The organism is Propionivibrio pelophilus DSM 12018 (genome assembly GCF_059569095.1).
Genome location: NZ_JCANUT010000016.1, coordinates 39,882 through 62,433 on the forward strand (window position 1 = coordinate 39,882; position 22,552 = coordinate 62,433).

Sequence of the window (22,552 nt, forward strand, 5' to 3'; positions counted from 1 at the left end):
ACACTTTTTGCATTTCAAATGTACAGTTTTCAAACAACGGAGGATGCTGTACCGGTCCGACGACCGATACAGCACTGGTCTTCCGGAAACACGGGAGGAATCATGCAACTGAGCCTGAACAGCGCATCCAGCCTGCCACTGATCGACCAGATCGTCAGCGGCGCGCGCGCCTTGATCGACGATCGCGTGCTGCGTCCCGGCATGCGCGTGCCGCCGATCCGCAGCTTTGCCGAAGCGCACGGCATCAGCCGGTTCACCGTCGTCGAGGCCTACGACCGACTGGTCGCCCTGGGCTACCTGCAGTCGCGGCGCGGCGCGGGGTTTTTCGTCGCGCCGCGCCAGGAACCGGCGCCGGTGTCCGCGCGCGGCGACGAACAGGAGCGCGCCTTCGACAATACCGGCGTGCTGTACCAATGCCTCGACCATACCAGCGAGCACGTCAAGGTCGGGGCCGGCTGGCTGCCGTCGGAATGGCTCGACGAGGACGGCGTGCGGCGCAACATCCGCGCGCTGTCACGGCGGGCCGATGCGCGCGTGGTCGACTACGGCACCTCGCGCGGCTACCGGCCGCTGCGCGACCAGTTGCAGATCAAGCTCGGCGACCTCGGCATCGCCGCTGCCCCGAAGCAGATCGTCCTGGCCCAGGGCGCCACGCAAGCGCTCGACATCGTGTTCCGTTACCTGGTCAAACCCGGCGACTGTGTTTTCGTCGACGATCCCGGCTACTGGAACCTGTTCTCGATGCTGCGCCTGCAGGGGATCAACCTGATCGGCGTGCCGCGCACCCAGGACGGACCGGATACCGCCGCGCTGGAAGCCCTGCTGGCCCAACACCAGCCCAAGGTCTTCTTCACCCATTCCGTGCTGCACAACCCGACTGCCTGCAACCTGACCCCGGCCACGGCTTTCCGCATCCTGCAACTCGCCGAAAAGCACAACTTCCTGGTGGTCGAAGACGACACCTATGCCGATTTTCACCCTGGAAACGCCACGCGACTGGCGCAACTCGACCAGCTGCGCCGGGTGATCTACGTCGGCAGCTTCTCGAAGACACTCTCGGCCAACCTGCGCGTCGGCTTTCTCGCCTGCGACGTCGACCTTGCCGCCAAGCTGACCGACGTCAAGATCATCACCTGCGTCGCCACCTCGGAATTCGCCGAACGCCTCGTTTACCTGATGCTCATCGAAGGCCACTACCGCAAGTTCCTGGAGCGGATTCAGGGCCGCCTCGCCGACGCCACCGCCCGCACCCTGCGCCTGCTGGAGAAATCGGGGCTCAACGTCTACGCCGAACCCAAGGGCGGCATGTTCGTCTGGGCCGAGGCACCCGGGGTCGGCGACTCGGCGCAACTCGCGACGCGGGCCGCGCAGGAAGGGGTCATGCTCGCGCCCGGCAACATCTTCCGGCCGCAGATGCAGCCCTCGCCCTGGCTGCGTTTCAACGTCGCTTACGCGCTCGATTCGCGTCTCGAACGCTTCCTTGGCGACGCGCTGCGTTAGTCCGCGTGCTATCGTGAAACGTCACCCCGCCCTTCCGGAGAAACCATGACACACCTCTTCGAACCGCTCGTCCTGCGCGACCTCACCCTGCGCAACCGTATCGGCATTCCCGCCATGTGCCAGTATTCAGCGACCGACGGTCTGGCCAACGACTGGCATTTCGTGCATTACGGCACGCGCGCCGTCGGCGGCGCCGGCCTGATCATCGGCGAAGCGACCGCCGTCGCGCCCGAGGGGCGCATCAGCCCGAGCGATCTCGGCCTGTGGAACGACGCGCAGATCGAGCCGCTGGCGCGCATCGTGCGCTTTGCCGACGAACAGGGCTGTCCGATGGCAATCCAGCTGGCGCATGCGGGACGGAAAGCCAGCGTGCGACGCGGCTGGGAAGCGCAGACACCGCTTGCCCCGAACGACGGCGGCTGGCCGGTAGTCGGCCCGTCACCGCTCGCCTTCTCCGGACAGCACGCCACACCGCACGAACTCGACGCCGACGGCATCGGCACGATCATCAAGCAATTCGTCGCCGCCGCGCAGCGCGCCCATGCCGCTGGCTACTCCGCCGTCGAGATCCACGCCGCGCACGGCTACCTGCTGCACGAATTCCTCTCGCCGCTGGCCAACACGCGTTCCGATGGCTACGGCGGCAGCTTCGCCAACCGCACGCGCCTGGTCATCGAGGTCGTCGACGCGGTTCGCGCCGTCTGGCCGGAGCGTCTGCCGTTGCTGGTACGAGTCTCGGCGACCGATTGGGTCGAAGGTGGCTGGAATGCCGACGAGACCGTGGAACTCAGCCGGATACTCAAGACGCACGGCGTCGACCTGATCAACGTCTCCACGGCCGGCCTGACACCCGACGCGAAGATCCCGGTCGGCCCCGGGTTCCAGACGGAGTTCGCGGAAAAGGTGCGGCGCGAAGCCGGGATTCTGACGGCGGCAGTCGGCCTGATCACCTCGCCCGCCCAAGCCGATCACATCGTCCGCAGCGGTCAGGCGGACATGGTCCTGCTCGGCCGCGAAATCCTGCGCAATCCCTACTGGCCGCTGACCGCCGCGCACGAACTCGGCCACATCGCTGCCTGGCCGCCGCAGTACCTGCGTTCGGCACCGGCAGGATCAGTCAGTCGATAACTCTCCGCTAAACCGCGCCGCGCGTCTCGACGTACAACGCGTACAGCGAGTGACTGGCGGCCATGAACAGGCGGTTGCGCTTGGCACCGCCGAAGCACAGGTTGGCGCAGCGCTCCGGCAGGTGAATGTGCGCCAACGGGCGGCCTGACGGGTCGTAAACCATCACCCCGTCCAGCGCCGCGGGGTCAGCATCGAGCGCGCCGTTGCTGCCGAAACCGCACCACAGGTTGCCATCGACGTCGGCCTTGATGCCGTCGAACGCTCCCGGTCCGTTGGCGTCGACGAACGGACGCCGGCGCCCGAGGCGCTTGCCGTCCTTGCCGACTGAATAGGCCCAGATCCTGCGGAACGGCGTGGCGCGTGATTCGACGACGTAGAGCGTCCGCTCGTCGGGCGAGAAGCACAGGCCATTGGGCCCGGCCATTTCGTCGATCACCCGCGTGACCTTGCCGCTCTGCGCGTCGATGCGATAGACGCCCTGCGGCAATTCCGGCTCCGCCTTTTCGCCCTCCCATTCGCCGGAGATGCCGAACACTGGATCGGTGAACCAGATCGAGCCATCCGCCGCGCAGATGATATCGTTCGGCGAATTGAAGCGCTTGCCGTCGAAACGGTCGGCCAGCACGGTCACCGCCCCGTCGTACTCGGTGCGCGTGATGCGCCGGGAGAGGTGTTCGCAGGCGATCAGCCGCCCCTGGCGGTCGCGCGTCAGCCCGTTGGAGTGGTTTGACGGCTGGCGAAAAACGGAAAGGCCGCCAGTCGTTTCATCCCAGCGCAGGATGCGGTTGTTGGGAATGTCGCTGAAGAGCAGGTAGCGCCCATCGCCGAACCACACCGGACCTTCGGCCCAACGCAGACCGGAGCCGAGTTGTTCGACCGAAGCGCTGAAGATCCGGTAGCGCAGAAAGGCCGGATCGAGCACCTCGACGGCCGGGTCGGGGTAACGCGAGTTCCCCGGGTAAGCGACATGCAGCGGCGAATTGTCCATCAACGTTTCTCCTTTCGCCGCATGGTAAATCAGGTCACCGGTGCCGGGTTGAACACCGCCAGCGAATTGAACAATCCCCACTGGTCGGCCCAGGTTTTCTTGCGGCCGCTGGCGACGTCGAGGATCAGGCGGAAGATCTCCCAGCCGACCTCCTCGATGGTCGCCTCGCCGGTGGCGATGGTGCCGGCATCGACTTCCATCAGGTCCTGCCAGCGCGCAGCAAGGTCACGGCGCGTGGCAACCTTGATCACCGGCGCGGCTTCCAATCCGTACGGCGTGCCGCGACCGGTGGTGAATACCTGGAGGGTCATCCCCGAAGCCAGTTGCTGCGTGCCGCAAACGAAATCGCTGGCCGGCGTGGCGGCGTAGGTCAGCCCCTTCCTGCGGATTTTTTCGCCCGGGGCGATCACGTCCACGATGGCGCTGGTGCCGGATTTGGCGATCGAACCCATCGCCTTTTCGACGATGTTGGCCAAGCCGCCCTTCTTGTTGCCGGGCGTAGTGTTGGCGGCGCGGTTGGTTTCGCCGCGATCGAGGTAGTCGTCGTACCAGGCCATTTCACGCAGCAAGGCCTTGCCCACCTCTTCGTTAGCGCAACGCGGAGTGAGTAGATGGATGGCATCGCGCACTTCGGTCACTTCCGAGAACATCACCGCGGCGCCGGCGCGCACCAGCAGATCGGCGGCATAGCCGACAGCGGGGTTGGCCGTCACGCCGGAAAAGGCGTCGCTGCCGCCGCACTGCAGGCCGACGATCAGGTCGGACGCGGGACAAGTCTCGCGCTGGCGCTGGTTGAGGCGGGCGAGATGCACCTCGGCCTGTTTCATGATCGCCTCGACCATCGACTGGAAGCCGGTGAATTTCTCGTCCTGCAGGCAGACGACGTCGTCGCTGACCACCTTGATGGGGATGCCGCCCTCGTTGAGCAGACGCTCCGGCGGCAGCTTCTCGCAGCCGAGACTGATGACGAAGACCTCGTTGCCGAAGTTCGGGTTGAGCGCCAGGTTGTGCAGGGTGCGGATCGGCACGACGGCGGCCGGCGCGTTGATCGCCACGCCGCAGCCATAAATATGATTGAGGCCGACGATGCCGTCGACGTTCGGGTACTTCGGCAACACTTCGGCCTTGAGGCGCTTGACCACGTAATCGACCACGCCGGCGACGCACTGCACGGTCTGGGTAATCGCCAGCAGGTTCTTGGTACCGACGGTGCCGTCGGCGTTGCGGTAGCCCTCGAAGGTAAAGCCTTCCAGCGGCGGCAGCGGCGCCGGCACCTTCGTCGCCAGCGGCAAGGTTTCCAGCGGCGGCGCGTCCGGCAGGCGCACCAGCGATTCCTCGATCCAGCTGCCTTGCGGAATCCGCTTCATCGCGTAACCGATCACTTCGCCATAACGCAGGATCGGCGCCTCCAGCGCGATCTCGACGAGCGCGACCTTGTGTCCTTGCGGAACGTGTTCGCGCAGCGTCAGCCCGTCGTTGAAAACCGTCCCGGCGGGCAGTCCGCCGGAATTGACGACGATGGCGACGTTGTCGGTCGGATGGACCTTGATGGTCAGCGGCTTGAGAGGTTGGTTCATACGATCCGGCTCCGTGGTTCGATTACAGCATTTCAAGCGGCGTGGCCCGACGCGGCGGCGGAAACAGCCGGTCGAGTTCGGCGATGGTTTCCGCATCCAGTGGACACTGCAACGCGGCGAAATTCTCTTCGAGATGCGCGCGCATCGAGGCCTTGGGAATGGCGATCAGCTGATCGCTCTGCAACAGCCAGGCCAACGCCAGTTGCGCCGGCGTCGCGCCGTGCTTCACCGCCAGTGCGCGCAGACCGGGATGCCGCAGTAGGCGCGCCTGTTCGATCGGCGAATAGGCCATCAGCGGGATGCCCTGCTCCTCGCACCACGGCCGCAGATCCCATTCGATGCCGCGCCGCGAGAGGTTGTAGAGCACCTGGTTCACCGCCACCTCCCCGCCGCCGGGCTGGTCGACAAGTTCCGCCATGTCGGCCGGATCGAGGTTGCTGACGCCCCAGTGGCGAATCTTGCCCAGGGCCTGCAACGTTTCGAAGCCTTCGATGGTTTCGTCGAGCGGCACACTGCCGCGCCAGTGCAGCAAATAGAGATCGAGGCAATCGACACCCAGACGTTTCAGACTGCGCTCACAAGCCGCCGCCGTACCCTTGCGGCTGGCGTTATGCGGATAGACCTTGCTGACCAGAAAAACTTCATCGCGCCGCCCCTTGATCGCCTCACCGACCAGCTGCTCGGAAGCACCTTCCCCATACATCTCGGCGGTGTCGATCAAGGTCATGCCCAGATCTATGCCGCGCTGCAGCGTGGCGATCTCCTCGGCGCGCGAGGAACGGTTCTCCCCGATCATCCATGTGCCCATTCCCAGGGCGGGAACGGTCTCGCCCGAGGGCAATCTGACTTGTTTCATCGCGTGTCACACCATAAAAATGAAAAAGGCCGGGGTCGCACCCCGGCCGGTCTGCTGCGGTCAGGCTTCGATTTCCACGACCGCCCTTCGCTTCGCGGACTTGGCGCGCTGCGCCTGATAAATGTGCCAGAACACCGATGCTGCCGACAACATGAGGAACGCCCCGGAAATCGGCGACGTCAGGAAGCCCGTGAAATCGCCATCGGAGAGTTGCAGGCCTCGGCGCAGGTTGGTCTCCGCCATCGGCCCGAGGATGAAGCCGATGATGAACGGTGGTTGCGGAATACCGGCTTTGACGAAGCCGTAGCCGATCATGCCGAACAGCAGGATGGTCCAGATGTCGAAGATGCGGTTGCCGAGACCGAACGCACCGACGACACACAGCACCAGGATGATCGGCAGCAGGATGTGCTTGGGCACGGCGAGCAGCTTGACGAAGATGCGCAAGCCGTAGAACTCGCAGACCAGCATCATGATCGTCGACAGGATCAGTGCCGCGAAGATCGTGTAGACCAGGACGCCTTGCGTGGTGAACAGCAACGGTCCGGGCTGGATGCCGTGGATCATGAACCCGCCGAGCATCACCGCCGTCACCGCGTCCCCCGGAATGCCCAGGGTCAGCAGCGGAATCAGCGCGCCGCCGATGCAGGCGTTGTTCGCCGCTTCCGAGGCAACGACGCCGTCGATGACCCCGGTACCAAACTTCTCCGGATACTTCGAACGCTTCTTGGCAACGATGTACGAGACGATGTTCGACGTTCCGGCGCCGATCCCCGGCAGGATGCCGATGCCGATGCCGATCAGGGACGAACGGAGGCCGTTCCACAACTGGCCAACGAATTCCTGCATCGAGAAGCCGAAGCCCTTGATGCTCTTCATGCTGACCTTGCCGATTGTTGCCGCCTTTTCGTGCTTGACGTTCTCGGCGACCTTGATGACCTCCGAGATGGCGAACAAACCGATCAGCACGGTGAGGATTTCGAAGCCGCCATTCAGTTGCGTCTGCCCGAAGGTGAAGCGGGTGATGGCGTCAACCGGCGCAATGCCGACCGTCGAGAAGGCGAAGCCGATCACGCCCGAAAGCAGCCCTTTGACCATTGACCCGGACGCCAGCGTGATGATCAGCGTCAGCGAGAAGATGGCGATGGCGAAATACTCGTGCGGCCCGAAGCTCAACGCGATCTTGGCCAGCGTCGGGGCGATGAAGATCAGGGCGATGATACTGAGCACGGTGCCGAGGAAGGAAAAGACGATGCCGACGCCGAGCGCCTTGGCTCCTTCACCTTTTTCCATCAACGGCCCGCCATCGAAGGTCGTGGCCACCGACGACGGGGTCCCCGGAATCTTCAGCAGGATGGCCGAAATCAGTGCGCCCGAGGTGCCGCCGACGAACAACGCGACGAGCAGCGAAATGCCCGCCCCCGCGCCGAGGCTGTAGGTAACCGGCAGGAAAAGCGCCACCGCCATGGTTGAGGTCAGGCCTGGAACGGCGCCGAAGATGATGCCGACGACGGTGCCGAAAAAGACGAGGCCGAAAATCTCGAAGGTGAAAACAGCCTCGATACCTTGTTGGAAGAGGGATAGCATCGCCGGCTCCTAGAAGTCGAACGGCCCGACCGGCAGCATCATGTCGAACAAGTACCGGAAGGTGAGATAGATGAACGCCGAGGCAATAACCGCGATCACCGAATAGAAGACGTAATTGACCTTCTTGTCGTGCGGCGTCAGAACAGTGAACTGCGCGACCAGATAAAGCACGGTCATCAGCGGAAAGCCAACAAAGTCCAGAAGTGCAACGTAACCCAGGATCAACCCGATGGTCTTGCCGACCGTGCCGTAGTCAACGTCGTCGCCCTTGCCCGTAGCCGGCTTGGGCTGGAAATTCTTGGCGGCGCGCAGTTGCAGCACGCCCAGAATGCACATGAGGCTGCTCAGTACGTAAGGCACGAACGTTGCGTCGACATGTACGTCAGGCCGCTCGGGCACTTTCAACTGACTGGTTAGAACCATGTAAATGATCCCGGCAACGAGAATGACCATCCCGAGGACATACTCGCGTTTCTTTGCGTCACCCATGATTGATCCCTGAATGATGAGTTGTACGCCTGGAGGCGACGGCACACGGCCGTCACCTCCGGGTCAGGTTTGATCTACCTGCCGCTTACTTTTTCTGGCGGAGCAGATCCTTGTACTGCATGAGGTCGTCACGCACCTGGTTCAGATGCTCGTTGGCTTCCTTGGTGTGATAGAACGAGATGGGCTGTTTGAAGCCATCTTCCAGCGCCTTGGCATAAGCCGGATCCTTGGTGATCTGCTGCCCGATGTCGGCGATTTTCTTTATGATCGCCGGATTCGTTCCCTTCGGGAAGGCGATGATGTACGGCTTCTCCATGTCGAACTTGAGGCCCTGTTCGCTGAAGGTCTTGATGTCGCCGAGCAACTGGTTCCGCTCCTTGCTGTATTGCGCCGTCATCGCCATGTCGCCGGTTGCGGCATAATCCTTGACCGGACCGAACGAGATCGAGGCCAGATCGATGCGCCCGCCCAGTAGCGAAGTAATCTTGTCCGAGGCCGAACCGACATCGACGAACTTCAGCTGGATCCCGGCTTGTTTGGCGAACATCAGGCCTTGCAGATGCGAGAAGCCGCCCATTTCCGTCCCGTAGATCACGCTATTCGGCGCAGCCTTGGCCTTGGTCACGACATCCTGAACGTTCTTGAAGCCGGATTTCTTCCCGGCGACCAGGACAACGCCCTTGTCCACTGCCGGGATGCAGGCAATGTCCATCTTGGCGTCGAATTTGTAATCGATCAGCCCTGAAACTTCGTTGACGATCAACTGCCCGGTATGACCAAAGAAGACTGTGTTGCCATCCGGTGCCGCGCCCTGAACCTGGGACATGGCGATCGTGCCGCCACCGCCATTGACGTTGGTGACGACCATCGGCTTGCCCGTGATCTTTTCGAAGTAACGGGCGAACTGCCGCGCGTTGAAGTCGGTGTCGCCGCCGGCGCCGGCCGGGACGATGACCTGTACCGGCTTGGTCGGCCACTTCACGTCGGCCTGGGCGAAAGCGCCGGTCGATGCGGCGACAGCCGCGGCCATCAGGGTCAATCCAAATACTTTTTTCATGTTCAAACCTCCTCGTTGAAAAAACTGCTCCCTTGAAACTTCTACTGCCTGCTCCCCGCTTGAAACTCCTTGTGAATCGCTGAATCCTTGCTACCTCGTCATTCCGGCGAAGGCCGGAATCCAGAAAATCCGACGAACTGGACCCCGGCCTTCGCCGGGGTGACGGATTCGTCAGCGTTTCCTTTGCTTATTCCGCCTTCTGCCCGATCTCGAAGTTGGCCATCAGCTCCAGGGCACGCACCATCCCGGAGTGATCCCAAGCAGCGCCGCCGTGCGCCGCGCAGCTGTTGAACAGCTCCTGGCAGGTGGCGGTGTTGGGCAGCGACAGGCCGAGCTTGCGCGCAACGCCGAGCGCCAGGTTGAGGTCCTTCTGGTGCAGCTCGATGCGGAAACCGGGGTTGAAGGTGCGCTTGATCATGCGCTCGCCGTGCAGTTCGAGAATGCGCGACGAGGCGAAACCGCCCATCAGCGCCTGCCGTACCTTGGCCGGATCGGCGCCGGCCTTGGAAGCAAACAGCAGGGCTTCGCCGACGGCTTCGATGGTCAGGGCGACGATCATCTGGTTGGCGACCTTGGCGGTCTGCCCGTCGCCGTTGCCGCCGACGAGGGTGATGTTCTTGCCCATCAGGTCGAACAGCGGCTTGACGGTATTGAAGGTTTCTTCCTTGCCGCCAACCATGATCGAGAGGGTGGCGGCGGCGGCGCCGACCTGGCCACCGGAGACCGGGGCGTCGAGGTATTCGCAGCCGAGGGCGTTGATCTTTTTGGCGAACTCCTTGGTCTCGACCGGCGAGATGGAGCTCATGTCGACGACGATCTTGCCGGCCGACAGGCCTTCGGCGATGCCGTTCGGGTCGAACAGGGCGGCAGCGACGTGCGGGGTGTCGGGGACCATGGTGATGATGATGTCGGCGTTCTGGGCGACTTCCTTGCCTGAGGCACAGGCCTTGCCGCCTGCCTGCACGAGCGATTCAGGAATGCTCGGGATGCTGAACAGGAACACCTCGTGCCCGCCCTTGATCAGGTGCTCGGCCATCGGCGTGCCCATGATGCCCAGTCCTACGAATCCAATCTTGCTCATCTGTTTTCTCCTGTTGCGTTCAATTGATCATGCAGGACATGGCGCCTGCGGTTACAGATACTTGTCGCGCAACCCCTGGGAGGCGCTGCGGAACACACCGAGGTCGCTGCCGACGGCGACGAAGGTGACACCCATCTCCAGATAGCGGCGCGCATCGGCCTCCACCGGCGCAAGAATGCCGGAGGGTTTGCCATGCGCCTTGGCACTGGCAATGATCTTTTGCATGGCGTCCTGGACTTCGGGATGCAGCGGATTGCCCAGGTAGCCGTAGCCGGCGGCCAGATCCGACGGGCCGATGAACACGCAGTCGACGCCATCCACGGCGCAGATTTCATCGATCGCGGCAACCGCCTTGCGGCTTTCGATCTGCACGATCACGGCGATGTTGTCGTTGATCACCTTCATGTAGTCAGCAACCGTGCCGTAGCGGTTGCTGCGGTGCCCGACCGACACGCCGCGCACGCCCTGAGGCGGATAGCGAGTGGCCGCGACGGCGCGGCGCGCGTCGTCCGCCGATTCGACGAACGGAACGAGAAAATTGTAGAACCCGGCGTCGAGCAGGCGCTTGATGATCACCATGTCGTTCCAAGGCGGGCGCACGACCGGCGCGCTGCCGCTGTCCTTCAGCGCCATCAGCTGCGGGATGAAGGAGAGCACGTCGTTCGGTGCGTGCTCGCCGTCGAGCAGCAGCCAGTCGAAGCCGGCAAGACCCATGATTTCCGTGGTAATCGGGCTGCCCAGCGAGCACCAGCAACCGATCAGTTTCTTGCCGGCAACCAGATCCTTGCGGAAGCGGTTCGGAAAGGCGTCATAAGGTGGTTTTTCGTTCATGATCTTGTCCTCTCAACGCACCAGGCACGGGCGCTTGTTGTCGAATTTCCAGCCGGGGATCAGGAACTGCATGGCGACCGCGTCGTCGCGCGCGCCGAGCCCCATGGCCTGGTATGCCTGATGCGCCTTTTCCACTTCGGCCATGTCGATCTCCAGACCCAGGCCGGGCTTGTTCGGGACACGGATCAGGCCGTCGCGGATCAGGTACGGATCCTTGGTCAGGCGCTGCCCGTCCTGCCAGATCCAGTGCGTGTCGATGGCGGTGACCTTGCCCGGCGCCGCAGCGCCGACGTGGGTGAACATCGCCAGCGAGATGTCGAAGTGGTTGTTCGAGTGCGAGCCCCAGGTCAGGCCGAACATGTCGCACAACTGCGCGACACGCACCGAGCCCTGCATCGTCCAGAAGTGCGGGTCGGCGAGCGGGATGTCGACCGACTGCAACTGGATCGAATGCGCCATCTGCCGCCAGTCGGTGGCGATCATGTTGGTCGCCGTCGGCAGGCCGGTGGCACGACGGAACTCGGCCATCACTTCGCGGCCGGAGAAGCCGGCTTCAGCGCCGGTCGGGTCTTCGGCGTAGGCCAGGATGCCGTGTTTGTCGCGGCACAGGCGGACGGCTTCGGCCAGCGACCAGGCACCGTTCGGGTCGAGCGTGATGCGCGCCTGCGGGAAGCGTTCGTGCAAGGCGATGATCGCTTCCATTTCCGCGTCGCCGGACATGACGCCGCCCTTCAGCTTGAAGTCGTTGAAGCCGTAGAGCTGATGCGTCGCTTCGGCGAAGCGGACGATCGCTTCGGGCGTCAGCGCCTCCTCGTTGCGCAGGCGGTACCACTCATGTTCCGCGTTCTCTTCGCTGCGGTAGTTGAGGTTGGTCTTCTTGCGATCGCCGACGTAGAACAGGTAACCGAGGATCTCGACGGCGTCACGCTGCATGCCTTCGCCGAGCAGCGCGGCGACCGGGACGTTCATGAACTGGCCGAGCAGGTCGAGGAAGGCCGATTCGACAGCGGTCACGGCGTGGATCGTCGTGCGCAGGTCGAAGGTCTGCAGGCCTCGGCCACCGGCATCACGGTCGGCAAAGGCGGTGCGCATCGAGTTCAGGACGCTGTTGTAATCACCGAGCGTCTTGCCGACGATCAGCGGGCGCGCGTCCTCGATGGTCTGGCGGATCTTCTCGCCGCCCGGCACTTCGCCGAGACCGGTGTTGCCCGCGCTGTCCTTCAGGATCACGATGTTGCGGGTGAAGTACGGGCCGTGCCCGCCGCTCAGGTTCAGCTCGAAGCTGTCCTGGCCGGCGACAGGAATCACCTGCAGATCGGTAACGACCGGGGCACCACTCACTTTTTGCTGCGTTGTATTCAACGCTGTATTCAAAATCGCCTCCGCTGAAATCGTTGTCGCGTTTGAAAGTGGCTGGACTTACTTGCGGCCGATGCTCGGCTGCTTGGGGTCGTACTTCCAGCCCGGGATGATGTACTGCATCGCCATCGCGTCGTCGCGTGCGCCGGCACCGACCTTCTTGTACAGTTCGTTGGCCTGGTAGATCCGGTCCATGTCCGGCTCGATGCCGAGGCCGGGCTTCTCCGGCACCTGCACCAGGCCGTCGACGATGCGCAGCGGCTCCTTGGTCAGGCGCTCCTGCCCTTCCTGCCAGATCCAGTGCGTGTCGATCGCGGTGATCTCGCCCGGCGCGGCAGCCGCGGCGTGGGTGAACATGGCGAGCGAGACGTCGAAGTGGTTGTTCGAATGCGAGCCCCACGTCAGCCCGAACTCGTCGCACATCTGCGCCACGCGCACCGAGCCCTGCATCGTCCAGAAGTGCGGATCGGCCAGCGGGATGTCGACCGAGTCGAGCTTCAGGGAATGGTTGAGCTGGCGCCAGTCGGTGGCGACCATGTTGGTCGCCGTCGGAATGCCGGTGGCGCGCTTGAATTCGGCCATGATCTCGCGTCCCGAGTAGCCGGCTTCCGGCCCGCACGGGTCTTCGGCGTAGGCCATGATGTGGCCCTTGCCCTTGCACGCCTCGATCGCCTCGGCCAGCGACCAGGCGCCGTTCGGGTCGAGCGTGACGCGCGACTGCGGGAAGCGTTTCTTGATCGCCGTGATCGCCTCGACTTCGTCGGCAGCGCTCATCACCCCGCCCTTCAGCTTGAAGTCGGAAAAGCCGTAGTGCTCGACCGACGCCTCGGCGAGGCACACCAGCGATTCGGCGGTCAAGGCCACTTCATGGCGCATCCGGTACCAGTCGCTCTTCGCCTCGCGGTTGGCGAGGTAGGGAAGATCGGTCCGCGTCCGGTCGCCGATATAGAAGAGGTAGCTCAGCATGCGCACCGCATCGCGCTGCTTGCCGGCGCCGAGCAGTTCGCACACCGGCACGCCGAGGTACTGGCCGAGCAGGTCGAGCAACGCAGCTTCGACGGCGGTGATCACGTTGTCCATGCGCAGGTTGATCTCGTGCGGCTGCTTCAGCACCTTCGCTTCTGACTCCGAGGTCACCTGATGCAGAGTCGCCTGGTGCGCCGCCTTGCCGCTGACGAAAGAACGGCGGATGGCGTTGAGGATGTTGTTGTACAGCCCGACCGACTTGCCGATGACCAGCTCCCGAGAGCGATCAAGGGCCTGACGGATGCCTTCTCCGCCCGGCACCTCGCCGATACCGCTCCGCCCGGCGCTGTCCTTCAGCACCACGATGTTGCGCGTGAAGAACGGCCCATGCGCGCCGCACAGGTTCAACAGCATGCTGTCCTGCCCGGCCACCGGGATCACCAGCATTTCCGTAACGACCGGCGTATCGCCGCCGACTTGACTTGCCGCCATCCGAATCTCCTGAGTTGCTCCTGACCACTGTTTTGTATTTGTGCCGATTGCCGTCTTTCGCGGCGTGCCGGTTCTTGCTATTCTTGTTTTTATCGTACGTCGTCGTACGACTGACAACGAAGTATAATCAGACGCGTTTTTTTTGCAACAGGCAATTTCAACTTTTTTTTCATCGACGCCATGAACTCGACCCCAGCCCCGGTGTTACCGCGCAGGCGCAATGTGAGCCTCGCCCAGGAAGTCATGAACGACCTGATGGAAAAGATCCGCAACGGCATCTACCAGCCGGGCGAGAAATTGCCCACCGAACCCGAGGTAATGGCTGAACAGGGCGTCAGCCGCACCGTCGTGCGCGAAGCCATCTCCCGGCTGCAAGCCGCCGGACTGGTTGAAACCCGGCACGGCGTCGGCACCTTCGTCCTGCCTGCCACCAGCCAACCGGTACCGCCGCTCGACTTCTCGACCGTGGTCACCATCCGCGACGTGCTGGAAATGCTCGAATTGCGCATCAGCCTGGAAACCGAAGCCGCCGGCCTGGCCGCCGTCCGGCGCACCGAGGAGCAGTTGGAGCGAATGCGCCATGCCGTCGCCGCCTTCGAGGAGGGCGTCGCCCGGGGTGAAAAATCGGTCGAGGCCGACTATCAGTTCCACCTGCAGATCGCCCTGGCCACACACAACAAGTACTTCGAGGATTTCTACCGCCACCTTGGCACCTCGACGATCCCGCGCACCCGCCTCGACACTTCGCGCTTTTCGCCGGAACCGGGACAGAGTTACCTGATCCGGACCAACCGCGAGCACGAGAACATCCTCGACGCCATCGCCCGCCAGGATCCGCAGGCCGCCAGCGCGGCGATGCGCATGCACCTGACCAACAGCCGCGAACGACTCAAGCGCGCGAGCGAGTTGGCGAACAAGGAGTAAGGCGACGCCAGTCGTCGTATGACTCAACCAGCACTGATCTTTACGGAGGCGCCGAAATAGCCTTCGCCGGGGCGACGGGGCCTTCGAACACTCGCCGTGGGCGGCGCAAAAACACCGAACGGAATTTGATGCACCAAACGGTGGCCACTCGATCGGTTTTCAGGTTGCCCTCTGCGTCGTCGAGCAGCGCAGGGCGCAACGGGAAAAGGGGCGAGGACTGTCTGAGGGCCTACGGCGCGAGTTCCACAGCCCCCCGTTGCGGCCGAGCAGCGCAGAGCACCCGGCAACGCCGGGCGACACAGCGGGCGCGCCTTCTTCTTGGGTACTTCTTCTTGGCAAGACAAGAAGAAGTACCTCGCCTGCAGGCGAAACCCGGCGCTTCAGTCCGCTACCACGCTATCTCGTGCTGCTTTGGAGACGGATGCGTTGATCTTCGCCTGAACCGCTGGGTTCCGCGCCTGACGCGCGGGTAGCTTTTTCTTGTTTCGCCAAGAAAAAGCTACCAAAAAGAAGGCGACCCCGGGTTACGCGGTCGGCTTCGCCGACTCCCCTGCGCTACTCAGCAAGCCGGGCGGCTGCGCGACTCGGGCCTGCGGCCCTCAAACAGTGCTCGCCGACGGCCCCCGGCCCGCTTCCGTTGCTCGGCGCTGCACAAGGGGATATTCAAAACCATCTGAGCACGCACGCCATCGCATCAAACACCGCTCGGTTTTCCTGTTGCCCTCTGCGTCGTCGAGCAGCGCAGGGCGCAACGGGAAAAAGGGCGAGGACTGTCTGAGGGCCAACGGCCCGAGTTCCGCAGCCCCCCGTTGCGAACGAGCAGCGCAGAGAACCCGGCAACGCCGGGCGACGCAGCGGGCGCGCCTTCTTTTTGGGTACTTCTTCTTGGCAAGACAAGAAGAAGTGCCTCGCCGGTCAGCGGCGAAAACCAGCGTATCAGAAACCTCCCACGCCTGAGGTCACAACCAGCCGAAAGCAATAGCGCGCCCCCTGAAACGGGAAAAGATATACGCCGCCAGACGCAGGCATTACAATTCGCACTCTTGAAATGGAACGCAGGTCCACAATGGCGAAGAAAGCTCCCGCAAAAACCCCGAACGTCCCGCTGGTCAGCGCCGCGGTCCGCGTTCTCGCGGTGCTGGAAAAGCTGTCGCAGCAGCGGACCATTGGCCTGGAAGAACTCTCACGCGAGATCAAGCTGGCCAAGCCAACGGTATATCGCTTCCTGCTGACGCTTCAGGAACTCGGCTATGCCCGCCGGGCGGACAACGATCGCTGGGCGATCACGCTGCGGATGTTCAACGTCGGTTCGCGCGCACTCGACCATCTCGACCTGCACGCCGCCGCCCGCCCGGTCGCCGAGGAGCTTTCCGACGAACTCGGCGAGACCGTCCACATGGGCGTGCTCGACGGCGATTCGGCGGTCTATGTGCTGAAGATCGAGTCCAAGTACCAGATCCGCATGTACTCCCGCGTCGGCCGTCGCATGCCTTTGTACTGCACGGCGATCGGCAAGATCCTGCTCGCCTACATGAGCGACGAGGAGCGCGAAGCGGCGCTGACCGGCGTCAAACTCACCGCCTTTACCAAGAACACCATTACCTCGCGCGCAGCACTCGACGCCGAGTTCGCGCAGATCCGCAAACAGGGTTACGCCCTCGACGACGAAGAGCGCGAGGAAGGTCTGCATTGCATCGGCGCACCGATCTTCGACTTCACCGGTGCCGTCGTTGCCACCCTCTCCGTCTCCTGGCCAGGTTTCCGCTACGAACGCGGCGAAGAATCCGAGAAGATCGGCAAGGTCAAGGACGCCGCCGCACGCATCTCCACCATCCTCGGCCACGAACCGCAGAAGTGACCTCGGCCGTCTCCGGCGGAGTTTTCGCCCAGCAATACCATGCAAAACAGACAGTCGCTTAACCCGTTGGACTCTACGGCTGACGATCTACCTCACAGTCTGCTGACTTCGTTCTCGTACTGGCGCGCTTAACTATCGCATCCAGCGACATCCATCGCCCGCGCCGTGGGGTTTCTCTTGCTAAAGTGGGCTGACTGCTTGTTCCGTCGAAAAAGAGCACAGGAATGCATTTTTGCCGGTTGTCCTCGTTGTCGTTGCTTTCGTCGTCAGATGTAGTGCGGGATCTAATCTCAGCATGTAATAACACTTCTCCATGCCGAACCAGTGTCTGCAAGCGTGAAACGTCCCACGGGTAGCCGTGATACTGCTGTCCATCGGGTTCCACCAGCACGGGCTCAAAAAAGAACAAGCGCCTAAGCTTTCCGGTCTTCAGATCGAGTTCCTGCACTGTATAGTCAATCCCATCGGAGTATCCCCACGCAGAAATTATCGTCGGCACAGTGGATTGTCCCAATTTCTGAAACCACCGGTACGCATGGTCGCTTGAATAGATCTGCGCACTACTTATCACTCGGCCACTCGATGCGATCCACCACTCCACGCCGCCCGCATCAGATTGCTGCTCAGCGTTGTGCTTCGATGACGGCTTTTCGAATGCAATGAAATCGTCCTGCCCGTCGCCTGTAAAATCAATACATGCCACCGATGCAAACGGCTTGAATCGGCCACGAAATTCAGAGGGGAGTTCGCAAGGGACGGGAACCATCCAGGATTGGCTACGATCCTGCCTGCCTTCCGGTAGTTCGAACTCAGTGCGGCCCTTTTCTGACGCACCGGTACTCCCGACAACAGCCAACAGGCATCCCAACACCAAGGGGAACGTCTTCATAGCACGTTGATCCCCGGCACCTTGAGGCCGATCCCGCTCCGGCCCAGGGTTCGCAAATGTTCGGGCGGCCGCGAGTCATAGATACGCACACTCAGCGGAACGAACCCGTACACCGCCTTGGGACTGAGTCGCCCACCTAGCCCGTGTCCTGGTTGTCTAATTGTGCGAATCTCGAAATGAAGGTGCTGGTCGTCGCCCGTCATGGTGCTCGCGTTACCGGTATTTCCAGTGAGGCCGATCCACTCCCCGGCAGAAACACGCTGGCCTGTTCTCGCCACTGCCATACTCAAGTGCGCATAGTAGGCGAACAGGGACCGGCCCCGATGTTCGAATTCCAGGCTGATGAAATTTCCATAATCCCCACTGACTCCCGTCGTCACCACACCATCAGCCACGGCATAACAGCGAGTGCCGGGGTAGGCCAAAAGATCCCAGCCTTGATGGGCGCGCTGGCCACCATTGCGAACCATGCCAAAGGTGTTGCCAAGTGAATTCCTGCGAATCACATTGGAATTGAGCGGCCAGGCGATGTTGGGTAAGAGCATGTGTAATCCTCATGGTTTCCATGCCGCCATCCTGTGGACGTCGAGAAATTCAGACGGCCGGCCATATATACCTATGGGATATTACCATCGTCGCTTCGAATATCCACAAGCAGTCCCCCCGCTTGCGCATCTTGCCCTCGATTACGTCACGCTCGGAGACGACCTCGGAAAACCAAAAATAAATGGAACAATGTTCCACAAATATTGAACACAGCCCAAAGTTGGTGTAAAGTCAATCCAGTCAGGTGGTCAGGCCAGAGATTTTTTCACAGGCCTGCAGCCACCGGTCTGCACCTTCCGCGACGGCGGGAGTCTCATTAATTCCACGTTTATCAACAGGCAGAAAACAGGCAAAACATGAGCACTACTTTCTTTCACGATGCCGACATCGCGCTCGAAACCATCGAGGAAGGCCGCGTCACCCGGAAGATCCGGGCGCATGGCGGCAGCCTGATGATGGTCGAAGTCATGTTCAAGGAAGGCGCAATCGGCTACGAACACCGGCACGTCCACGAACAGGTTTGCTACTGCCTGTCGGGCGAATTCGAATTCACCATCGAGGGTGAAAAGACCCGCCTGACCGTGGGCGACTCGGTCTACGTTTCCTCGTCCGTACTGCACGGTGTAGTCTGCCTCAAGGAAGGCCGGCTGCTCGACGTCTTCACGCCGCAGCGTGAAGACTTTCTCAAAAAGTAACCCGGAGGACACCCCATGAAACTCGACATGCGTTACGGGCACCATCCCGAAGACGTCAAGCATTACGACACCGAAGCCCTGCGCCGCCATTTCCTGGTCGAGAAGGTCTTCGTCACCGGCGAACTGACGCTGACCTACACCCACGTCGACCGCGTCGTTTTCGGCGGCGCGACGCCGACCACGCAGGCCCTCGCCCTCGTCGGCGGCAAGGAATTCGGCACGCCGAACTTCCTCGACCGGCGCGAACTCGGCGTGGTCAACCTCGGCGAGCCGGGTCGCGTCATCGTCGACGGAACGACGCACGCCCTGGCCGCGGGCGACGGTCTCTACGTCGGCATGGGTACCCAAGCGGTTTCGTTCGAAAGCGACGACCCAGCCAAGCCCGCGAAGTTCTACCTGATCAGCTGCCCGGCGCACGCCACCTACCCGACGGTGCACATCACCCGCGCGATGGCCAACCCGAAGAAGCTCGGCGCACAGGAAACCAGCAACGTGCGCACCATCTACCAGTACGTTCACCCGGCCGTGTGCAAGAGCTGCCAGCTGGTGATGGGCGTCACCGTGCTCGAATCCGGCAGCGTCTGGAACACCTACCCGCCGCACACGCATGAACGCCGCATGGAGGTTTACCTGTACTTCGGCATGGCCGACAGCACGCGCGTCTTCCACATGCACGGTCAGCCGACCGAAACGAGGCACATCGTGATGGCCAATGAACAGGCGGTCATCTCCCCGTCGTGGTCGATCCACTCCGGTGTCGGCTCCGGCAGCTACTCGTTCGTCTGGGGCATGGCCGGCGAAAACCAGACTTTCGACGACATGGACACCCTCGGCCCGAACGATCTCAAGTAAAGGACATAGACATGAGCGGAATTCTCGACGCATTCAAACTCGACGGCAAAGTTGCCCTCGTCACTGGTTCTGAACGCGGCCTCGGCCGCGGCATGGCCGTCGCATTGGCACAAGCCGGCGCCGACATCGTCGGCGTCACGCACACCCCGGACGCCCCGGAAACCGCCGCCGCGATCGAAGCGACCGGCCGGAAGTACGTACACGTACAGGCCAACCTGCTCAGCATCGAGCCGATCGAAGGTGTTGTCGCCAAGGCGGTGGAAGCCTTCGGCCACATCGACATCCTGGTTAACAATGCCGGCATCATCATGCGCAACGACTCGGTCGACTTCACCGAGAAGGAGTGGGACGACGTGATGAACATCAACGTCAAGGCCGTCTTCTTCATGTGCCAGGCCGTCGCCCGCCAGTTCATCAAGCAGGGCACCGGCGGCAAGATCGTCAACGTCGCCTCGATGCTCTCCTTCCAGGGCGGCATCCGCGTGCCGTCCTACACCGCCTCGAAGAGCGGCGTGAAGGGCATCACCATGCTGCTGGCCAACGAATGGGCCAAGCACGGCATCAACGTGAACGCCATCGCCCCGGGCTACATGGCCACCGACAACACCGCGCAGTTGCGCGCCGACGAGGCCCGCAGCAACGAAATCCTCGGCCGCATCCCGGCCGGGCGCTGGGGCACGCCGGAAGATCTGGGCGGCGCGGTGGTATTCCTGGCTTCGAAGGCCGGCGACTACATCAACGGCTACACCGTCGCCGTGGATGGCGGCTGGCTGGCGCGCTGACCGCTCGATCTGGCAGCCTTCCCCGACAAAAGCCCCGCGCAGGTCGCGGGGCTTTTTGCATCCAGCTCATCCGGGTAGTCAAAATATGGCTACCAAAACAGCCAAATTTTGGCTTGTTTTACTCTTCGCAAAGGACAACAATCGATCGGTTTTCCGGCTCCGTAAGCCCGGCGTCATTTCTCGAATTGGCGCCGATGACGGAAAAGGCCGGGCCCATTTGTTGATCTACGAGGAGGAGCCATGCCCCACAATCCCGACGCATTGTGCAGTTCCGTCATGTCCGATCCGCCCGCGGTGCTCAAGCCGGATGACTCGCTTTTGTTCGCGCTGCAAAGCATCATCGAGCACCGGGTGCCATCCTTGCCCGTCGTCGATGCCGACGGTCGCTACCTGGGCATGCTGCCACGCAGTCGGTTGATCGCCCTGGCGATGCCGCACGTACTCTCCGACGACCACGAGAAGTTCTCGCCCAGACACATGCTCGAAGGTGGCTTCATCCAGGAGCCGATTGCCGAACTGCAGGCACGTATGGACGCGGTCGCCAATGACCCGGTAAGCAAGCACCTCGACAAGAGCGTGCCGATTCTCGGCTCCAGAACCCTGCTCACGATCGCGATGTTCTTCCTTTACCGGGAGCGGAACATCATGCCCGTCGTCGAAAACGGGAAGCTGATCGGCCTCGTTACGGTCTGGGATGTTCTTTCCCGCATCGGGAGGCTCCGCTGATGCACGGAACGGCCTTGTTCTCCCTGCTTGGACTGAACCCGCTGTGGCTGGCGACGACCCTGATGATCATCACCTACGGGGTGTTGATCAGCGAGCGGCTGAACCGCTCGGTCGTCGCCCTCCTCGGCGCGATGCTGATGATCATGACCGGTATCCTGGACCAGGAGCGGGCCATTGCCGGCATCGACTTCAACACCATCGGCCTGCTGGTCGGAATGATGATCATCGTCTCGATCACGCGCAAATCCGGAGTCTTCGAGTATCTCGCCACCTGGTCGGCGAAACTCGTCAAGGCCAATCCGGCTGGCATCCTGGCGATGCTCAGCGTGGTGACCGCCTGTGGCTCGGCGCTTCTGGACAACGTCACGACGGTACTCCTCGTCGTCCCGGTGACGCTGGTCATTACCGAAGCGCTCAGACTCAACCCCTACCCTTTCCTGTTCTCGCAGATCCTCGCGGCCAACATCGGCGGCACATCGACGCTCATCGGCGACCCGCCGAACATCCTGATCGGCGGACAGGTGGGCTTGTCGTTCAACGACTTTTTCCTGAATCTGGCACCGGTCGTCGTCATCGTCCTGATCGTGCACATCATCTCGATGCACCTCATCTGGGGGCGTCGCCTGACCGCGCCGACGGAACTTCGCGAACGCGTCATGGAGTTCGACGAGAGGAGCGTGATTTCCGACCCGCGACTCCTCAAGTTCGCCTCGCTGGTACTGGCCCTGGTGATCGGCGCCTTCATGCTGGCGCGACAATTCCATCTGGAATCCGGCACCATCGGCATGGCCGGAGCGGCGTTGCTGCTCCTGTTCGACAACATCGGCAAATCCGCCGAAGAACAGTCGGAAAACGTCGTCAAGATCTTCAACGAAGTCGAGTGGATCACAATCTTCTTCTTCGTCGGGCTGTTCATCATCGTCTCCGGCGTCGAACACGCGGGGCTGCTGAAGCTGCTGGCCGACAAACTGATTGCCCTGACGGGAGGCGACATGACCGTCACCGGCGTGAGCATCCTGGGCGCCTCCGCGTTCTTCTCGGCCATCGTCGACAACATCCCGTTCGTGGCGACGATGATCCCGCTGATCAAGGCGATGGCCCCGACCTTCGGCGGGCCGGATGCGTTGATGCCGCTCTGGTGGAGCCTTTCGCTGGGCGCCTGCTTCGGTGGCAACGGTACGCTGATCGGCGCCAGCGCGAACCTGACCGTCGCTGGAATCGCCGAACGCAACGGTATCCCGTTCCGCTTCATGGCCTACACGAAGCTGGCATTCCCGCTGATGCTCCTTCACGTGGCGATCGCCAACGTCTTTCTCCTGTGGCGCTATTTCTGAGGACAAGCCATCCCGCCCTCAGACGCTGGAACCCC

At 62.4% G+C, this 22,552-nt stretch carries 21 protein-coding genes; 9 read left to right on the plus strand and 12 right to left on the minus strand.

The window, feature by feature from the left end:
* The first annotated feature begins 102 nt into the window (after positions 1-102).
* Positions 103-1,500, plus strand: a complete 1,398-nt coding sequence (locus BO74_RS09020; protein ID WP_496441699.1) for an aminotransferase-like domain-containing protein — start codon at positions 103-105, stop codon at positions 1,498-1,500.
* Positions 1,501-1,545: 45 nt separating this feature from the next.
* Positions 1,546-2,628 carry an NADH:flavin oxidoreductase/NADH oxidase gene (locus BO74_RS09025; protein ID WP_496441702.1) on the plus strand — a complete coding sequence of 361 codons (1,083 nt, stop codon included), beginning with the start codon at positions 1,546-1,548 and terminating at the stop codon, positions 2,626-2,628.
* A gap of 7 nt (positions 2,629-2,635) precedes the next feature.
* Here BO74_RS09025 and BO74_RS09030 read toward each other — a convergent pair whose 3' ends face one another.
* The 10 genes from BO74_RS09030 to BO74_RS09075 form a co-directional block, all read right to left on the minus strand.
* Complete coding sequence (locus BO74_RS09030) at positions 2,636-3,616, minus strand: SMP-30/gluconolactonase/LRE family protein (protein WP_496441704.1); 981 nt, start codon at positions 3,614-3,616, stop codon at positions 2,636-2,638.
* Between the two features lie 29 nt (positions 3,617-3,645).
* A complete protein-coding gene (gene garD / locus BO74_RS09035; protein WP_496441706.1) occupies positions 3,646-5,193 on the minus strand; it encodes a galactarate dehydratase in 1,548 nt (515 codons plus the stop codon).
* A gap of 22 nt (positions 5,194-5,215) precedes the next feature.
* The gene (locus BO74_RS09040) at positions 5,216-6,049 is read right to left on the minus strand and encodes an aldo/keto reductase (RefSeq protein ID WP_496441708.1); all 834 of its coding nucleotides are present in this window, start codon (positions 6,047-6,049) and stop codon (positions 5,216-5,218) included.
* 60 nt (positions 6,050-6,109) lie between these two features.
* Positions 6,110-7,636 (minus strand): tripartite tricarboxylate transporter permease, encoded by a 1,527-nt coding sequence (locus tag BO74_RS09045; RefSeq protein WP_496441710.1) that lies wholly within the window; start codon positions 7,634-7,636, stop codon positions 6,110-6,112.
* A 9-nt stretch (positions 7,637-7,645) separates the two neighbouring features.
* Positions 7,646-8,125 carry a tripartite tricarboxylate transporter TctB family protein gene (locus tag BO74_RS09050; RefSeq protein WP_496441712.1) on the minus strand — a complete coding sequence of 160 codons (480 nt, stop codon included), beginning with the start codon at positions 8,123-8,125 and terminating at the stop codon, positions 7,646-7,648.
* Between the two features lie 85 nt (positions 8,126-8,210).
* Positions 8,211-9,182 (minus strand): tripartite tricarboxylate transporter substrate binding protein, encoded by a 972-nt coding sequence (locus tag BO74_RS09055; protein WP_496441714.1) that lies wholly within the window; start codon positions 9,180-9,182, stop codon positions 8,211-8,213.
* Between the two features lie 187 nt (positions 9,183-9,369).
* Positions 9,370-10,263 carry a 2-hydroxy-3-oxopropionate reductase gene (glxR, locus tag BO74_RS09060; RefSeq protein WP_496441715.1) on the minus strand — a complete coding sequence of 298 codons (894 nt, stop codon included), beginning with the start codon at positions 10,261-10,263 and terminating at the stop codon, positions 9,370-9,372.
* 51 nt (positions 10,264-10,314) lie between these two features.
* The gene (garL, locus tag BO74_RS09065; RefSeq protein ID WP_496441717.1) at positions 10,315-11,094 is read right to left on the minus strand and encodes a 2-dehydro-3-deoxyglucarate aldolase; all 780 of its coding nucleotides are present in this window, start codon (positions 11,092-11,094) and stop codon (positions 10,315-10,317) included.
* A 12-nt stretch (positions 11,095-11,106) separates the two neighbouring features.
* Entirely contained in the window at positions 11,107-12,435 is a 1,329-nt protein-coding gene (gene gudD / locus BO74_RS09070) for a glucarate dehydratase (RefSeq protein WP_496441719.1), read from the minus strand.
* 78 nt (positions 12,436-12,513) lie between these two features.
* Positions 12,514-13,911 carry an enolase C-terminal domain-like protein gene (locus tag BO74_RS09075; protein ID WP_496441720.1) on the minus strand — a complete coding sequence of 466 codons (1,398 nt, stop codon included), beginning with the start codon at positions 13,909-13,911 and terminating at the stop codon, positions 12,514-12,516.
* A 222-nt stretch (positions 13,912-14,133) separates the two neighbouring features.
* Here BO74_RS09075 and BO74_RS09080 point away from each other — a divergent pair, with 222 nt between their 5' ends.
* Positions 14,134-14,835: a FadR/GntR family transcriptional regulator gene (locus BO74_RS09080; RefSeq protein ID WP_496441721.1), complete on the plus strand. Its 702-nt coding sequence runs from the start codon at positions 14,134-14,136 to the stop codon at positions 14,833-14,835.
* A gap of 1,066 nt (positions 14,836-15,901) precedes the next feature.
* Positions 15,902-16,693 carry an IclR family transcriptional regulator gene (locus tag BO74_RS09085; RefSeq protein WP_496441723.1) on the plus strand — a complete coding sequence of 264 codons (792 nt, stop codon included), beginning with the start codon at positions 15,902-15,904 and terminating at the stop codon, positions 16,691-16,693.
* A 73-nt stretch (positions 16,694-16,766) separates the two neighbouring features.
* Here BO74_RS09085 and BO74_RS09090 read toward each other — a convergent pair whose 3' ends face one another.
* Together BO74_RS09090 and BO74_RS09095 are read right to left on the minus strand one after the other, a co-directional pair.
* Entirely contained in the window at positions 16,767-17,582 is an 816-nt protein-coding gene (locus BO74_RS09090) for a hypothetical protein (protein WP_496441724.1), read from the minus strand.
* Positions 17,579-18,127: a M23 family metallopeptidase gene (locus BO74_RS09095; RefSeq protein ID WP_496441725.1), complete on the minus strand. Its 549-nt coding sequence runs from the start codon at positions 18,125-18,127 to the stop codon at positions 17,579-17,581. Before BO74_RS09095 ends, BO74_RS09090 begins: the two co-directional genes overlap by 4 nt.
* Before the next feature lie 357 nt (positions 18,128-18,484).
* Here BO74_RS09095 and BO74_RS09100 point away from each other — a divergent pair, with 357 nt between their 5' ends.
* The 5 genes from BO74_RS09100 (at position 18,485) to BO74_RS09120 (ending at position 22,517) form a co-directional block, all read left to right on the plus strand.
* Positions 18,485-18,823, plus strand: coding sequence for a cupin domain-containing protein (locus BO74_RS09100; RefSeq protein ID WP_496441726.1), 339 nt, complete (start codon positions 18,485-18,487; stop codon positions 18,821-18,823).
* A gap of 15 nt (positions 18,824-18,838) precedes the next feature.
* Entirely contained in the window at positions 18,839-19,675 is an 837-nt protein-coding gene (kduI, locus tag BO74_RS09105; RefSeq protein ID WP_496441727.1) for a 5-dehydro-4-deoxy-D-glucuronate isomerase, read from the plus strand.
* Between the two features lie 11 nt (positions 19,676-19,686).
* Complete coding sequence (kduD, locus tag BO74_RS09110; RefSeq protein ID WP_496441728.1) at positions 19,687-20,457, plus strand: 2-dehydro-3-deoxy-D-gluconate 5-dehydrogenase KduD; 771 nt, start codon at positions 19,687-19,689, stop codon at positions 20,455-20,457.
* A 240-nt stretch (positions 20,458-20,697) separates the two neighbouring features.
* The gene (locus tag BO74_RS09115; RefSeq protein WP_496441729.1) at positions 20,698-21,183 is read left to right on the plus strand and encodes a CBS domain-containing protein; all 486 of its coding nucleotides are present in this window, start codon (positions 20,698-20,700) and stop codon (positions 21,181-21,183) included.
* On the plus strand, positions 21,183-22,517 hold the full coding sequence (locus BO74_RS09120) for an ArsB/NhaD family transporter (RefSeq protein WP_496441730.1): 1,335 nt from the start codon (positions 21,183-21,185) through the stop codon (positions 22,515-22,517). Before BO74_RS09115 ends, BO74_RS09120 begins: the two co-directional genes overlap by 1 nt.
* Positions 22,518-22,552: the final 35 nt, after the last annotated feature.

What these genes read in the sequence shown, in the direction of transcription:
- BO74_RS09020 (WP_496441699.1), top strand. Translation starts at nt 103, where the DNA reads ATGCAACTGAGCCTGAACAGCGCATCCAGCCTGCCACTGATCGACCAG.
- BO74_RS09025 (WP_496441702.1), top strand. Translation starts at nt 1,546, where the DNA reads ATGACACACCTCTTCGAACCGCTCGTCCTGCGCGACCTCACCCTGCGC.
- BO74_RS09030 (WP_496441704.1), bottom strand. Translation starts at nt 3,616, where the DNA reads ATGGACAATTCGCCGCTGCATGTCGCTTACCCGGGGAACTCGCGTTAC.
- garD (WP_496441706.1), bottom strand. Translation starts at nt 5,193, where the DNA reads ATGAACCAACCTCTCAAGCCGCTGACCATCAAGGTCCATCCGACCGAC.
- BO74_RS09040 (WP_496441708.1), bottom strand. Translation starts at nt 6,049, where the DNA reads ATGAAACAAGTCAGATTGCCCTCGGGCGAGACCGTTCCCGCCCTGGGA.
- BO74_RS09045 (WP_496441710.1), bottom strand. Translation starts at nt 7,636, where the DNA reads ATGCTATCCCTCTTCCAACAAGGTATCGAGGCTGTTTTCACCTTCGAG.
- BO74_RS09050 (WP_496441712.1), bottom strand. Translation starts at nt 8,125, where the DNA reads ATGGGTGACGCAAAGAAACGCGAGTATGTCCTCGGGATGGTCATTCTC.
- BO74_RS09055 (WP_496441714.1), bottom strand. Translation starts at nt 9,182, where the DNA reads ATGAAAAAAGTATTTGGATTGACCCTGATGGCCGCGGCTGTCGCCGCA.
- glxR (WP_496441715.1), bottom strand. Translation starts at nt 10,263, where the DNA reads ATGAGCAAGATTGGATTCGTAGGACTGGGCATCATGGGCACGCCGATG.
- garL (WP_496441717.1), bottom strand. Translation starts at nt 11,094, where the DNA reads ATGAACGAAAAACCACCTTATGACGCCTTTCCGAACCGCTTCCGCAAG.
- BO74_RS09075 (WP_496441720.1), bottom strand. Translation starts at nt 13,911, where the DNA reads ATGGCGGCAAGTCAAGTCGGCGGCGATACGCCGGTCGTTACGGAAATG.
- BO74_RS09085 (WP_496441723.1), top strand. Translation starts at nt 15,902, where the DNA reads ATGGCGAAGAAAGCTCCCGCAAAAACCCCGAACGTCCCGCTGGTCAGC.
- BO74_RS09090 (WP_496441724.1), bottom strand. Translation starts at nt 17,582, where the DNA reads ATGAAGACGTTCCCCTTGGTGTTGGGATGCCTGTTGGCTGTTGTCGGG.
- BO74_RS09095 (WP_496441725.1), bottom strand. Translation starts at nt 18,127, where the DNA reads ATGCTCTTACCCAACATCGCCTGGCCGCTCAATTCCAATGTGATTCGC.
- BO74_RS09100 (WP_496441726.1), top strand. Translation starts at nt 18,485, where the DNA reads ATGAGCACTACTTTCTTTCACGATGCCGACATCGCGCTCGAAACCATC.
- kduI (WP_496441727.1), top strand. Translation starts at nt 18,839, where the DNA reads ATGAAACTCGACATGCGTTACGGGCACCATCCCGAAGACGTCAAGCAT.
- kduD (WP_496441728.1), top strand. Translation starts at nt 19,687, where the DNA reads ATGAGCGGAATTCTCGACGCATTCAAACTCGACGGCAAAGTTGCCCTC.
- BO74_RS09115 (WP_496441729.1), top strand. Translation starts at nt 20,698, where the DNA reads ATGCCCCACAATCCCGACGCATTGTGCAGTTCCGTCATGTCCGATCCG.
- BO74_RS09120 (WP_496441730.1), top strand. Translation starts at nt 21,183, where the DNA reads ATGCACGGAACGGCCTTGTTCTCCCTGCTTGGACTGAACCCGCTGTGG.